Origin of the sequence: Nocardioides sp. NPDC087217 (assembly GCF_044744805.1) — a bacterium.
Taxonomy (GTDB): Bacteria; Actinomycetota; Actinomycetes; order Propionibacteriales; family Nocardioidaceae; genus Nocardioides.
This window is the reverse complement of sequence record NZ_JBIUZB010000003.1, coordinates 342,115-355,958: the sequence shown is the minus strand read 5'-3', so window position 1 is coordinate 355,958 and position 13,844 is coordinate 342,115. Positions and strand designations below refer to the sequence as shown.

Sequence of the window (13,844 nt, the reverse complement as noted above, 5' to 3'; positions counted from 1 at the left end):
ACAGGTTCGGCTCGCTAGGGTTGGGGCCGTGAGCGAGCCAGAGACGACGACGGTGGCGGAGGGCGTTGCCCGGATCGAGTGGGCCGCGGGCGAGGCCGTCGATGTCGTACGCCGCGAGGTGGCCGCCGCGCTGCTCACCCATCATCGGGTGGAGGCGCTGGTCGACCCGGACGACCCGTCCGAACAGCGCACCGCGACCTGGTCGGGACTTCACCGCGAGGGCCTGCTCCGCGGTGTGGCGGGCGGCAAGGACCGGATGATCTACGCCCGGGTCGCGAGCGATGCCCCGGTGGAGGCGCCCGAGGGCTTCCGGGCGCTGCTCAACTCGTTCCTCCCGCGCAAGCGGGCGATCGGGCAGATGCTGGTGCGCGACGCCGAGGAGCGCGTCCTGATGTGCCAGCTGACCTACAAGAAGGACTGGGACCTGCCCGGCGGCATCGTGGAGGTCGGCGAGTCGCCGAAGCTCGCCACCACCCGCGAGATCGAGGAGGAGCTCGCCCTCGTCCTCCCCGCCGGCGACCTGTTGCTGACCGACTGGCTGCCGCCCTGGGGCGGCTGGGACGACGCCGTCTGCCTGGTCTTCGACGGCGGCGTCCACCCGGCATCGATCGTCGAGCGCACCACCCTCCAGCCTCGCGAGATCCGCTCGGTGGCGTTCTGCACCCTCGACGAGGTCCGCGAGCGGGCCGCCGACTTCACCGCGCGCCGGGTCGAGGCCGCTCTGGCGGCGCTGAAGGGCGGCCCGACCTATACCGAGTCGGGCCGCCCCTAGCTCTGGCTCACCTCGACGCGGTCAGCTCCGCGACGACCACCGCCCTCGGACGGAGGCTGACCGGCCCGAGCAGGCCGGAGGTCGGCGGGACCTGGTTGGCCTTGCCGCGCTGGTTCAGCAGCGTGTTGGTGACCCGGACCTCGATCGTGTTCGCACCGGCACGGAGCGCCTCGGTGGCGTCGATGACGTACGGACGCCACAGCGCCCGCGGCAGCACGACCCCGTTGATCGTGACCTGCGCGATGTCGCGCACCTCGCCGAGGTCGAACAGCATCCGCCGTCCGGCCAGGTCGGCGGCGGTGATGTCGACGGAGGTGCGGTAGGTCGCGCTCCCGGAGAAGCGGGGGTCGATGGTCGTCCACGATCCCAGCGGCCGGGTCTGCTCCGACTCGCCCTCGCGCTCGAGCTTCACCGTCCACGGCCCGTCCAGTGCGATCGGCTGCAGCGGGTCGGTCGTCGTGGCCTCGCCGCGGTAGGTCCGTTGCCCGTCCTTTCCGATGAGAGCCGTCGTCCCGGGCTCGTCGACCAGGACGGTCGCCTCGAGCGCCTTCTCGCTCCGGGTCACCGACTCGGCGACCTGGTCGCCGACCAGGTGAGCCCCTGCCGTGGTGCCCTTCTGGAAGACGATCGCGAGCGTCTCGTAGGGGTCGAGGCGCAGCGACACGGTGGTCTCCTTGCTCCCGCCCTCGTCGTACGTCGCGGCGACCTCGGTGCTGCCGTCCCGCGGGTCCCAGATCTCCGGTACACCGTCGACCGGGAGGGTCGCCGAGGTGGTGATGGCCTGGTCGCTCTCGTTGTTGACCACGAACGCGACGTCCCCGTCCCGGCTGGTACGCAGCACCCGCACCGCCGGTGCGGCCGGGCTGAGCTCGGCGGCGGAGACACCGGCGGAAGCCGCGAGCCCACCGAGAGCGTCCGTGTCCGCGACGACGGCGACGTGGCCCTCGCCGTGACGGGTCCACCCCGCCGAGGCGCCACCGAACAGCGAGCGCAGCTCCCGGTCCAGCTCGGCGGTCCGACCGCCGGCCTCTAGCTCGGGCAACGGCCCGACGGCCGCCACGCGGCCGCCGCCGCGTACGAACTTCTTCAGGGTCCGGGCCGTCTCCAGGTCCAGCACCGGTGTCGTCGGCAGCACGAGCATCCGGTAGCTCGCCTCGCCAACCTTCAGCACGCCGTCATCGGAGCGCGCCTGATAGCGAGTGCCCGGATCACCGGACAGCGAACCGTCGCTGACCAGGTCGAAGTCGACCTGGCCGCGCTCGAGCGCGAAGGCGGCGCCGCTGAGGTGGTCGTCGAGCTCGTGCTCCACGTCCGTCGACCTGGTCTGCTCCGCGGCCCGCTGCGGCTGGACCAGGGCGGTCCGGGCGAGCGAGTCGCCCCGGCCGAGCTCCATGACGCGGCCGATCCAGGCGTCGACGTCGCCCATCGCGTCCCAGTAGGTGCTGGCGGGCCCGAACGGCGGCGCGAAGTAGACCTGCTTCTCGTCGGTCCACATCGCGTGCAGCGCGGTGAAGTTGGCTCCCCGGGTGGCCAGGGCACCGATCGTGGCGTGCATGTACTCCGGCGCGACACCCCACCCGGAGTTGCCGAACACCTCCACCAGGGCACGCTCGGCACCGCTCTGGTGTGCCGCCGAGGCGGCGTTGCGCATCAGGGTGGTCTGCCTGCCTGCCGTGTAGTCGGTGGTGATCATGTCGGTGCCGGGGACCTGGGCGTACTGGTTGTTCTTGGCCAGGTCGCCGGTGCTGTGCATCCGCTGTTGCGGGCCCTCCTCGTCGAGGAGCGGATTGGTGATCAGCTGCAGCCCGTGCTCGCCCATCCAGGCGGCCTGGCGCTGGTAGTAGTTGGTCGCGAACGCGTCGTTGACCGCACGCCAGTAGGTTCCGGCGTACTGCTCACCGGTGCGGCCGAGCTGGTCGGAGGCGGCGGTGAACGCGACGCCCGGGGACCCACCCGCGTCCTCGATCAGGTCCGCGAGACCGTCGGACCAGGCGAGCCGCTTGAACGGCCACGGCTCGGCCGAGGAGATGAACGGCTCGTCGTCCCAGAAGCCGGGAACGACCGAGCCAATCGCCCAGCCGAAACGGCGCAGGTACTCGCCCTGCACCACCTCGAGCAGCCGGTCGGTCGCGTCGGGGTCGAGCAGATTGAGGTAGCCGCGGTGGTAGCCGCTGGTGTCGTCGACCAAGGTCGTGTGGGCGAAGGTGTCCACCTGCCAGCGCCCCGCCGGCACTGTCCAGGAGCCGTCCTCGAGGTTCGGGGTGAGCTCGACGAGGTCGCCACCGTCGGCAGATCCCGTCGGGCGAGCCGCGGCCGCGACCGTGTCCTTCAGCCTGACCAGCGGGCCGCCGAAGTCACCGATCGCCTCGCTGCCGTCGAAGCTCTGCGACCACAGGGCCGCCCCGGCCGGGTCAGTGACGGTGAGGTCGTTCCACTGCACGCGCTGAAGGCCCTCGACCGCGTCCTCGATCCCGACGCCGCCGAACTCCGCGCTGACCGCCGGAGCACCCGTGGCGTACGTCGCATCGACCGCAGCGGGCTGGACGGTCTTGTTGATCACCGGCTGGATCCGGTCGCCGGCGACGGTGACGCTGATCGTCTGCTCCCGACGTGGCGAGAAGCCCGGCGTGTTCACGCCGGTGGTCAGCCGGGTCCGCGAGCCGCCGTCGAGGCGCCAGACGCTGGCCTTGCCCTTCACGTCGACGTCGACGAGGTAGCCGCGGCTGCCGTCCTCGGAGGCGCGTACGACGAGCTGCGCGCCGGAGGCGGTCAGGGTGACCTTCCCGGTCGCGGTGTAGTCGCTCCAGGTCGCACCGGAGCTGATCGGGTGCGCGCCCTCGCGGATGGCCGCGTCCACGACGAGCCGTCCGCCTTCGACGCTGAGACCGCTGGACTCGGCCGGGTCGATCGTCGTCGGGCCCTCGACGACCCGCGTCGAGCGCTGTAGAGCCTTCAGCCGCAGCTCGGGGCTCGGCTCGTACGTCGTGTCCCCGACGGTGCCGCCGTTGGCGATGATGCCGCCCGCCTTGCCGCTGGGGAAGTTGCTGTCGTTGAACAGCCAGATCCGCATCCCGGTGCGCTGCGCCTCCCGCAGGACGTGCTCGACGATGTCGAACCAGGCCTCGGTGAAGAACGCCGGCTGCATCTTGTCGCCGCCGTAGGGGAAGAGGACCGCCTCGTAGACACCCTTGTCACGCATCTCCGCCATCTGCGCGTCGACGACGTCCGGGGTCACGTTGCCCGTCCAGTACCAGTAGAACGCCGGGCGGCTGTCGCTGGGCGGGTCGGCGAAGGCCGCCGGATCGAAGCCGCGCACCTCGGTCGCCGCCTCCGTCGCCTGGGTCGCCACCGCAGGATCGGTGGGTACGGCGCCGAGCGCGAGCGAGGTTGCCAGGGCCACGGTGCCGGCGAGAACGCCGGTGAGTCGGATCATTTTCTGCTCCCTACCTGGTGATGAACGTGTACGTGCCGGTCCCGACCTCGAACTCGGCGAACCCGGGGACCGTCGAGGTCACCCGGCGGGCGCCGGTCGGGGTGGTGACCCGGACGCCCTCGGCTGCCGGCACCCGGACGGTCGCGGTGGTGTTCGGCGGGATCGTGGCGGTGAGCCGGACCTGTCCGTCCGCCCGGACCCACGAGCTGGAGATCGTGCCCCGGACCGACTCGTAGGAGGACGCGGCCGACTCGACGTCACCGACGAGCGCGGGCTCGATCACGACCTTCTTCCAGGCGACCGAGTCGTCGGCCTGGGTGATGCCGGCGACCCCACCGGTGAACCAGGAGTCGATCGCGCCGAGCATGTAATGGTTCTGCGAGGCGCCGGAGCTGGTCCAGCTCTCCGGCAGCGAGGTCGCGCCGGCGGCGAGGAACTTGCCGTAGCTGACCCCGTCGTCGCGCTGCACCCAGTCGTGGAGCACGTCGTCGAGCCGCTCCCGGGAGAGCAGGTCGACGGCGGCGTACAGACCCACCTCGCCGACGACGATGTGGTCGTCGGCGGCGCGGATCTGCTGGACGAACCTGTCCAGGACGCCGGCACGCAGATCGGCCGGGACGAGGTCCTCCTGGAGCGCCAGGGCCTGGCTGGCCTGGTCGCCGTTGCCGTAGAGGCCGGTCTCCGGGTGGTAGAAGGTCGCGTGGAAGGCCGAGGCCACCGCCGCCGCCTTCTGCTCGTACGCAGCGGCGTCCGCGTCGCGCCCGAGGGCGCCCGCGATCCGGCTCATGTGGGTGAGGATGCGGTGGTAGGCCCAGGTCTGGGTCAGCGCCGGCGGTGTGGCGGGCGAGGCTGGGGTGATCCAGTCACCGAGGCCGCCGGGGACGATGCCTTCCTTCGAGATCGAGGCCAGGTAGTCGGCGTACTCCACCATCTGCGGCCAATGGGCCCGCATGGCGCTGTCGTCGCCGTACCACTGGTAGATCTGCCAGGACGAGACCGCCAGGGTCGCGCCCCAGTTGGCGTCGTGCCGGAAGGCTCCGGCGAAGAGGGCGTCCTCCGGTGCGGTGGTCGGGATCAGCCCGTTGCCCTGCTGGGCGTCCACGACGTCCTGCAGCATCTTGCGGTAGTGCGCCTGGACGTCGTAGCCGTAGGCCAGGGTGTCGAAGACCAGGTTGGTCTGGTCGAGCCAGCCGAGCTTCTCGCGGTGCGGGCAGTCGGTGAAGACGGAGTACATGTTCGACTGCACCGAGCGGTCGATGATCCGGTGGATCCCGGTCATCTGCGGGTCGGAGGTGGTGAACGAGCCGACCGCCCGGTCGCTCGCGCGCAGCACCAGCCCCTTCACCGTCTCAGCGGTCGGCGCGGTGGTCAGACCCTCGACCTGGAGGTAGCGGAAGCCGTGGTAGACGAACCTCGGGGTGAACGTCTCCTCGCCGGTGCCGGCCAGGGTGAAGCGGTCCCGGATGTCGCCACCGACGCTGCCCTGGTCCACGGTGCCGTCGGCCTTGAGCTTCTCGGCCGGGCGCATCGTGATCGTGGTCCCGGCCGGGCCGCTGGTCGTCAGCTGCTGCCAGCCGGCGAAGTTGGTGCCGAGGTCGAAGACGTACGTCCCCGCCTTCGGCTCCTTTACGGCGACGGTCTCCAGGGTGTCGACCTTGCGGATCGGCGGGCTCTGCTGAGCCACCAGCTCCGGGTCGCCTGCCGGGGCGCCGATGTCGACCGCGTCGAGCCAGCCGCCGCGGTCCGCGCCCGGCTCGTTCCAGGCACCGAGGTCGCGCCGGGCGTCGTGGTCCTCGCCGCCGTACCAGTTCGAGAAGGTGACCTCACCGAGGGTCGACTTGAACGAGGAGCCGGTCGCGACCGTCTGGCGCCGGCCGTCGCGGTAGGTGATCTCGAGCTGTCCCATCGCCCGCGGGGCGCCGTGCCCGGCGGCGGCCTTCATGTAGCGCTTCGGGATCTCGGGGGTGTTGAAGACGTTGTAGATCCCGTTGCCGAGCTCGATCCCCCAGGTGTTGCTGCCCCTGCGGAGCAGCCGGGTCACGTCGTACGTCGCGTAGGGCACCCGGACGCTGTGCTCGGTGTTGCCGGGCTGCAGCAGATCGGGCGAGACCGGCTCGCCGTTGAGCGAGGCGTCGTAGACGCCCTCGCCGGTGACGTAGAGGCGCGCGGAGGCGACGTCGTCACCCGCGGTGAAGTCTCGGGCCAGCACCGGCAGTCCGTCCGGAGAGGCGTGCAGGTTGGAGACCGCGGTCACCTTGGTCCGCGGCCCGACCTTGGTGAAGGTCGTGTCGTCGGTGGAGACCGAGACCTGGAAGTCGCGGGGGAAGTTCGGTGTGGTGCCGTAGTCGCTGGGCGCGTCCCACAGCGAGTAGAGCCGAACCGTGTCGATCGCCGTCGGCTCGCCGAGGTCGATCGTGATCACGATCGGCTGGTCCTGGACGTCGGTCTCGGGGTGGTAGTCGCTGCGGTAGCCGCGCGGGTCGTCCGCGGTGGTGACCTTGCCGTCGGTCAGGTAGGCGGGATCCCACACGCCCGGCTCGGAGTTCTCCTCGGAGACCGTCACGGTGGCGCCCTCGGCCAGGTTGGCCCCGTCGGCGCCGTGGGTGACCTCGATCTCGCCGAGCTCGAGGCGCGGCTTCCAGTTCGGGTCGTCCAGGGGCTCGCCGGGTCGGCCGAGGTCGATCACGGTCAGCCGTACGTAGCGGGCTTCCTGGGCACCGATGCTGACGTCCTGGTGAAGCGGAGCGGCCCAGCGCTCGTCGGTGATCCACCGGCCCTGCCAGTCGGACTCGTCGAGCAGACCCATCTCGAAGGAGGCCGGCCGGCTCCACTCGCTCACCTCGCCGGCGGCGTCCCACACCCGGACCTGCCAGGAGGCCTTGTCGCGGGAGCCGAGGCGGTCGCCCGCGTAGGACGTCGCCATCGCGGCCGAGTGGACGCGGCCGCTGTCCCACAGGTCAGGGTCGCCCAACCTGCTGCGCGTGGATGCGACCCGGACCTGGTAGGCCGTCTGCCGGGCGACGCCGGCGCCGTTGCGCCATTGCAGGTCGGGGGTGAGGTCGTCGATGCCGATCGGGTCGCTCACCCCTCCGACGCTGAGTCGGGCCGGGGCGGCAACCCCGCCGGACGGGTCGCTCGCGACCGCCGCGGACGGCATCAGACCGACGGCTGACGCCACCAAGGCCAGGGTGACCAGGGCTCTCATCGCACCTCCTGAAACGATTCAACTCCAACGGAGGTTCAGTATGGCGCACGTCACACGTATGACGGGAGGCCCAGTGACGGACTGGCCGCATGTGGCCAGTCCGTCGCTCAGGCCAGGAGAGCGCTCAGCGGCGCTTCCCGCTCTCGACGAGATCCGGGAGCGGCCCGGCGACCCCACCGGACCGTGGCAGGCGTACCACTCCCTGAGCAACCAGGGCCCCGATCACCAGGAGAGCGCCGCCGGCGAGCTCGCCCACGCTCGGCACCTCCCCGAGCAGGAGCCAGGCCGAGCCGATGGCGACCGGGGGCACCAGCAGGATCCACGGCACCACCGACGACGCCGGGTGCCGCGCGAGCAGCGAGTTGAAGATCCCGTAGCCGACGAACGAGGCCAGCACCACCGTGTAGGCCGTGGAGACGAGTGCCTCCCAGCCGAAGGCGACCACTCCCTCGCGGACCCCCTCGGGTCCGTCCAGAACCAGCGAGAGCGCCAGCAGCGGGAGCGGGACGACAAGGGCCGACCAGACCGTCAGCGAGAGGCCGCCGGGCACCTTGGCCGCCCGGGAGATCACGTTGCCGATCGCCCACGACAGCGCGGCGAGCAGGCACAGCACCAGCGCGACGACGGGCACGTGACCGCCCCGTCCGAGCGCCACCACGACCAGCCCCAGAGCGCCGGCGACGACGCCCACCACCTGCATGAGGGTGGGCCGCTCGCGCAGCACGCCGGCCGCGATGACGATGGTGAGCACGACCTGCGCCTGGAGCACCAGCCCGGCGAGCCCAGGCGGCATCCCGGCCGCCATGCTCGTGTAGAGCAGCCCGAACTGGCCCAGGCTCATGAAGATCCCGACCGCCGCCACCACCCGCCACGAGGCCTTCGGCCGCGGGAGCAGGAACACCGCCGGGAAGGCGACCAGGACGAACCGCACCGCGAGCAGGAGCAGCGGCGGCACCGCATGCCCGTCTCGCGCCTCGAGGCCCCAGTCGATGACGACGAAGTTGAAGCCCCACAGGACGGCGACGAGGACGGCGAGCAGTGAGTCACGGCGGTTCACACCGTCAACGATGACAACAATGACAATGAAGCACCAGCGAATGATTCTTCATCCGATGACGTAGCATTTCTTCATGATCGACCTCGCCTCGCTCGTCGCCCTCCGCACCGTCGACACCCACGGCTCGGTGGTGGCGGCCGCCGACGCCCTGGGCTTCACGCCCAGCGCCGTGTCACAGCAGGTCAAGCGGCTCGAGCGGCAGGTCGGCGTACCTCTTCTGGAGCGGATCGGGCGCGGCGTCATGCTCACCCATGCCGGCAGGCACCTGGTCGAGGAGGGGTCGCGGCTGCTCGCCGACATGGAGTCGCTGGAGTCCGGGCTGCACGAGCAGGCCACCACCGTGGCCGGTCGGCTGCGGCTGACCGCCTTCTCGACCGCGATGCGCGGACTGGTCGCGCCGGTCGCGGGCCGCCTCCGCGTCGACCATCCCGACCTCGCCCTCACCCTCTCCGAGCGCGAGCCGTGGGACACCGTCGATCTGGTCGCCACCGGTCACAGCGAGATCGGCGTCGTGCACTCCTGGGGCGACGTGCCGCTCTCCATCCCCGACCATCTCGTCACCACCGAGCTCCACCGGGACATCGCCGACGTGGTCGCCCATCGCGACCATCCGCTGGCCCAGCTCGCCAAGGTGACCCCGCACGACCTCGTCGCCGAGGACTGGATCGCGACGCCGGAGGGCACGATCTGCCGACAGTGGCTGAACCGGATGTACGCCGGCACCGGCCAGCTGCCGCGGATCGCGCACGTCTCGATGGAGTTCGACAGCCATCTCGCCCTGGTGCGAGCCGGGCTCGGGATCGCGCTCATCCCACGCATGGGCAGGGCGGCGCTGGGCGAGGACCTGGTCGCGGTACGCGTCGTCGACCCGGTCCCCACGCGCGAGATCCTCGCGCTGCACCGGCGCACGATGGCCGCCTCACCGGCGGTCACCGCCGTGCTGACGGCCCTCGCGGCTCAGAACGATCTAGATCAGAACAAGGCAGAGGCCAGCGACTGACGGCCCTTGAGCACCCGCTCATCGTCGTTGCCGACCGCGGCGAAGAGCCCCAGCAGGTGCTCGCGCGCCTTGTTGCGCTCGTCCCCCGACGTACGGCGCACCAGCTCGACCAGCCGGAGGAAGGAGTCCTCCACGTGGCCGCCGAGCAGGTCCAGGTCGGCGACGAGCGTCTGCGCGTCGACGTCGTCGGGCGCGGCCGCGGCTGCGGCACGGGCAGCGTTGAGGTCGACCCCCTGCGTACGCTGCAGCACCTTGGCCATCGCCAGCCCGGCGGCGGCCTCGGAGTCGGCAGGGTTGGAGGCGATCAGCTTCTCGTACTCGGCGACGGCGGCGTCGATGTCGCCGCGCTCCAAGGCGTCCTGGGCCGGGGCGTAGCGCGGATCCATCGCCGGCTCGTCCCCGTCCTCGGTGGCCACGGCACCGCCGAGGGCGTTGGGCTTGTGCCGCCCGCCGATCCCCTGGGTGGTGAGCTGCTGGCCGAGCTGCTGGAAGACCGTACGCAGCTCCTCGAGGTTGAGCGCGCCCGGGATCGGCTGGGTGACCGGCCGGCCGTCGAGCAGGATGTAGAGGAGCGGCACCTGGGGCACCTGCAGCGCCTGCGCGATCTGCGGGTTCTTGTCGATGTCGACCAGGCCGACCAGGAAGCGGCCGTCGTACTCCTCGACGACCGTCGACACGTCGCGCGCGTAGGTGACGCTCTCGGGAGCGCGGGAGGCCGAGTAGAAGACCAGGACGACCGGAGCGGTCATCGACGCCTCGAGCACCGACTGGAAGATCTGCTCGTCGATCTCGACGGTGTAGGAACCGGCGCTCCGCCCCTGGGCGGGAGCCGCATCGGCCGGACCGCCGAAGGGGGCGTCCTGTGCGGGCGTGGTGCTGGCGAGCCCGGAGAGGTCGACGGCTCCGGGACGGGAGAACGGCTGCTGCGTCATGCGGTCAATCCTATGGGGTGGCCTAACCCACGCTGCCGCGGAGACCCGCGCGCTGGACGACGCGCTGGATGGTCAGGTCTCGCTCGTTCGGCCGGCCGACGAAGTAGATGTTGTTGAGGCCCTGCTCCTGGGCGGCCGACTCGAAGACGAAGTGGCCGTAGTTGAAGATCTGGCCGGTGAACGACTGCTTCACGGTGATGTCGAGGACTCGGGCCAGCGGCATGGTCGCCAGCTCGCTCGAGAGCACGCCGTGGACGCGGAAGATGCGCATGTTGGTGACCACGAATCGGTCCCGGCTGACCACCAGCGCGCGCCAGAACGCGTGCCCGACCAGCGCGAAGGCGAGCAGCACGATGATCCAGGCGACGTTCATGTCGATCGTCGCCGCGACGATCATCAGCGCCAGCCCGAGGATCGCCTCGCCCACCGGACGGAGGTAGGAGACCCAGTGATGGGTGACCTCGTCGACGACGACCTCACCTTCGTCGCGAAGAAGGTGCTTGGAGATGTCGACACCGAAGAGGTTCACACCGCCCACGATAGTGACTCCGCCGAACCCATGGCGAGAGAACAGGCCGTACGCCGGGACAACTCTAGTCGTCGAGGAGGGTGTCGGCGGCGGCGTACGGGTCCCGTACGCCCTTGACCACCTCTGCCGCCAGGGCGTCCAGGTCGCCGTCCGAGCCGACGCTCGACCATCGCGCGCGGAGGGTCTCGACGGCGATGGCCTCGACCTCGGCCCGGGCCCGACGCGTACGCCGCAGCTCCAGCGTCCCGCTGGAGCGCAGCCACTCGCGGTGCTCGTCGAGCGCGCCGACGACCTCGGCCAGCCCCTTGCCGGACTGGGCGACGGCGGTGAGCACGGGCGGGGTCCAGGCCCCCTCGGTGCGGTCGGTCAGGCGCAGCATCCCGCGCAGGTCGCGCTGGACCTTGGTCGCGCCGTCGCGATCGGCCTTGTTGACGACGTAGAGGTCGCCGATCTCCAGGATCCCGGCCTTCGCCGCCTGGATGCCGTCACCCATGCCGGGCGCGAGCAGCACCACGGTGGTGTCGGCGAGCCCGGCGATCTCGACCTCCGACTGGCCGACGCCGACGGTCTCGACCAGCACCACGTCGAACCCGGCAGCGTCCAGCACCCGGATCGCCTGCGGCGCCGACCAGGCCAGGCCGCCGAGGTGGCCGCGGGAGGCCATCGAGCGGATGAACACACCCGGGTCGGTGGCGTGGTCGGTCATCCGGATCCGGTCGCCCAGCAGCGCGCCGCCGGAGAACGGCGAGGACGGGTCGACGGCCAGCACCGCCACGGTGCGCCCTTCAGAGCGCAGCTCGCGGACCAGCGCGGAGGTGGTGGTCGACTTCCCGACCCCGGGCGCGCCGGTGAGCCCCACGATGTGGGCGTTCCCGCCGTGAGGCGCGAGCGCGGCCATCACCTCGCGGAGCCGCTCTCCCCCGCCGACCGGGGCGTTCTCGACGTACGACACCAGCCGCGCGACCGCCCGGGGCTCACCGCCCCGGGCGCGCGCGACCAGGTCGCTCACATCAGCGATGGCTCAGGCCTTGGGGACCCGCACGATCAGGGCGTCGCCCTGACCGCCACCGCCGCACAGCGCGGCGGCACCGGTGCCACCGCCACGACGCTTGAGCTCGTGGGCCAGGTGGAGCACGACCCGCGTACCGGACATGCCGACGGGGTGGCCGAGGGCGATCGCGCCACCGTTGACGTTGACGATCTCCGGGTCGAGGCCGAGCTTCTTGGTGGACTCGATGCCGACGGCCGCGAACGCCTCGTTGAACTCGACGAGGTCGAGGTCGGCGGCGGTGATGCCCTCCTTCTCCAGCGCCTTGGCGGTGGCGTTGGCCGGCTGCAGCTGCAGCGAGGAGTCGGGGCCCGCGACCATGCCGTGGGCGCCGATCTCGGCCAGCCACTCCAGACCGAGCGACTCCGCCTTCTCCTTCGACATGACCACGACGGCGGCAGCACCGTCGGAGATCTGCGAGGCGGAGCCGGCGGTGATGGTGCCGTCCTTGGAGAACGCCGGGCGGAGCTTGCCGAGCGACTCGACGGTGGTGTCGCCGCGCACACCCTCATCGGCGCTGATCACGATCGGGTCGCCCTTGCGCTGCGGGATGGAGACCGGGACGATCTCGTCGTCGAAGACGCCGTTCTTCTGGGCCGCGGCGGCGCGCTGGTGCGAGGTGGCGGCGAAGGCGTCCTGCTCCTCACGGGTGAGCTTCACGCCCTCGGAGTTGATCTGCTCGGTCAGCCCGCCCATCGCCTGCTGGGTGGCCTGGTCGTAGAGCGCGTCGTAGGCCATCGAGTCGACCAGCGTGGTGTCGCCGTACTTGAAGCCCTCGCGCGACTTCGGCAGCAGGTGCGGCGCGTTGGTCATCGACTCCATGCCGCCGGCGACGATGATCTCCGCCTCACCGGCGCGGATCAGCTGGTCGGCCGTGGCGATGGTGTTGAGGCCGGAGAGGCAGACCTTGTTGATCGTGATCGAGGGCACGTTCATCGGCAGCCCGCCGGCGATGCCCGCGGCGCGCGCCGGGTTCTGGCCGGCACCGGCCTGGATGACCTGGCCCATGATCAGGTAGTCGACCTGATCCGGGGAGACGCCCGCCTTCTCCAGGGCGCCCTTGATGGCGATGCCGCCCAGATCGGCCGCGGACAGGCTCTTGAGCCCGCCGAGCAGGCGGCCGATCGGCGTGCGCGCCCCGGCGACGATGACGTTGGACATGGGTCCTCCAAATGTTGGTGGTGCTGATCTGCTCCGAGGTTACTAATTAGTAACCTCAGTTGGAAGAGTGTTGAGCGCAGCCCGGTGTGGCTGTCATCACACATTGTGCCCGTTGGCCCCGACCTCAAGGAGAGTAGGCCCATGACATCCGTAGAGATCCCACCGCACCTGTTCACCCAGATCGATCACGTCGGTCTCGCCGTCGCCGACCTGGATGCGGCGATCGACTTCTACGAGAAGACCTTCGGCATGAAGCTCGCCCACCGCGAGACCAACGAGGAGCAGGGTGTCGAGGAGGCGATGATCGCGATCGGCGACTCCGACAACAAGCTCCAGCTGCTCGCCCCGCTCAACGAGAACAGCACCATCGCCAAGTTCCTCGACCGCAACGGCCCCGGAATGCAGCAGCTCGCCTACCGGGTCACCGACGTCGAGCAGGTCTCGGCGATCCTCAAGGAGCGCGGCGTACGTCTTCTCTACGACGCGCCGCGACGCGGCACCGCCGACTCCCGGATCAACTTCATCCACCCCAAGGACGCCGGCGGCGTCCTGGTCGAGCTCGTCGAGCCGGCTGCCGACGCCGCCCACTGATCCCGAGGACCCACCACGGCACGTGAACGATCCAAGAGTCATGTGTCACATCAGGCTGGTCATTGCGGTTACTCACCAGTAATGTCCACCGAACTAGAGTCAACCGCGACCCCTAC

Annotated in this window: 10 protein-coding genes; 3 read left to right on the top strand and 7 right to left on the bottom strand. The window is 70.7% G+C overall.

Annotated elements, in window-relative coordinates:
* The first annotated feature begins 28 nt into the window (after positions 1-28).
* Positions 29-772, top strand: coding sequence for an NUDIX domain-containing protein (locus ACIO3S_RS16035; protein WP_400465403.1), 744 nt, complete (start codon positions 29-31; stop codon positions 770-772).
* Positions 773-779: 7 nt separating this feature from the next.
* On the opposite strand, the gene ACIO3S_RS16030 is transcribed toward ACIO3S_RS16035, so the two are convergent.
* The 3 genes from ACIO3S_RS16030 to ACIO3S_RS16020 all read right to left on the bottom strand — a co-directional run bounded on the left by ACIO3S_RS16030 (position 780) and on the right by ACIO3S_RS16020 (position 8,467).
* A complete protein-coding gene (locus tag ACIO3S_RS16030) occupies positions 780-4,205 on the bottom strand; it encodes a glycosyl hydrolase (protein WP_400465400.1) in 3,426 nt (1,141 codons plus the stop codon).
* A gap of 10 nt (positions 4,206-4,215) precedes the next feature.
* A complete protein-coding gene (locus ACIO3S_RS16025; protein WP_400465397.1) occupies positions 4,216-7,410 on the bottom strand; it encodes a family 78 glycoside hydrolase catalytic domain in 3,195 nt (1,064 codons plus the stop codon).
* Between the two features lie 124 nt (positions 7,411-7,534).
* Entirely contained in the window at positions 7,535-8,467 is a 933-nt protein-coding gene (locus ACIO3S_RS16020) for an EamA family transporter (RefSeq protein WP_400465395.1), read from the bottom strand.
* 73 nt (positions 8,468-8,540) lie between these two features.
* Between ACIO3S_RS16020 and ACIO3S_RS16015 the strand changes: the two genes are divergently transcribed.
* Positions 8,541-9,467 carry a LysR family transcriptional regulator gene (locus tag ACIO3S_RS16015; protein WP_400465392.1) on the top strand — a complete coding sequence of 309 codons (927 nt, stop codon included), beginning with the start codon at positions 8,541-8,543 and terminating at the stop codon, positions 9,465-9,467.
* Here the strand turns inward: ACIO3S_RS16015 and ACIO3S_RS16010 are convergent.
* The 4 genes from ACIO3S_RS16010 to ACIO3S_RS15995 all read right to left on the bottom strand — a co-directional run bounded on the left by ACIO3S_RS16010 (position 9,440) and on the right by ACIO3S_RS15995 (position 13,137).
* Positions 9,440-10,399: a co-chaperone YbbN gene (locus tag ACIO3S_RS16010; RefSeq protein WP_400465389.1), complete on the bottom strand. Its 960-nt coding sequence runs from the start codon at positions 10,397-10,399 to the stop codon at positions 9,440-9,442. The genes ACIO3S_RS16015 and ACIO3S_RS16010 overlap by 28 nt on opposite strands.
* Before the next feature lie 22 nt (positions 10,400-10,421).
* Positions 10,422-10,928, bottom strand: coding sequence for a PH domain-containing protein (locus tag ACIO3S_RS16005; RefSeq protein WP_160027818.1), 507 nt, complete (start codon positions 10,926-10,928; stop codon positions 10,422-10,424).
* 64 nt (positions 10,929-10,992) lie between these two features.
* Complete coding sequence (gene meaB / locus ACIO3S_RS16000; protein WP_350837937.1) at positions 10,993-11,937, bottom strand: methylmalonyl Co-A mutase-associated GTPase MeaB; 945 nt, start codon at positions 11,935-11,937, stop codon at positions 10,993-10,995.
* Between the two features lie 12 nt (positions 11,938-11,949).
* Positions 11,950-13,137 carry an acetyl-CoA C-acetyltransferase gene (locus ACIO3S_RS15995; RefSeq protein WP_378834790.1) on the bottom strand — a complete coding sequence of 396 codons (1,188 nt, stop codon included), beginning with the start codon at positions 13,135-13,137 and terminating at the stop codon, positions 11,950-11,952.
* A gap of 141 nt (positions 13,138-13,278) precedes the next feature.
* Here ACIO3S_RS15995 and mce point away from each other — a divergent pair, with 141 nt between their 5' ends.
* Positions 13,279-13,728 (top strand): methylmalonyl-CoA epimerase, encoded by a 450-nt coding sequence (mce, locus tag ACIO3S_RS15990; RefSeq protein WP_350837934.1) that lies wholly within the window; start codon positions 13,279-13,281, stop codon positions 13,726-13,728.
* The last annotated feature ends 116 nt before the right edge of the window (positions 13,729-13,844 follow it).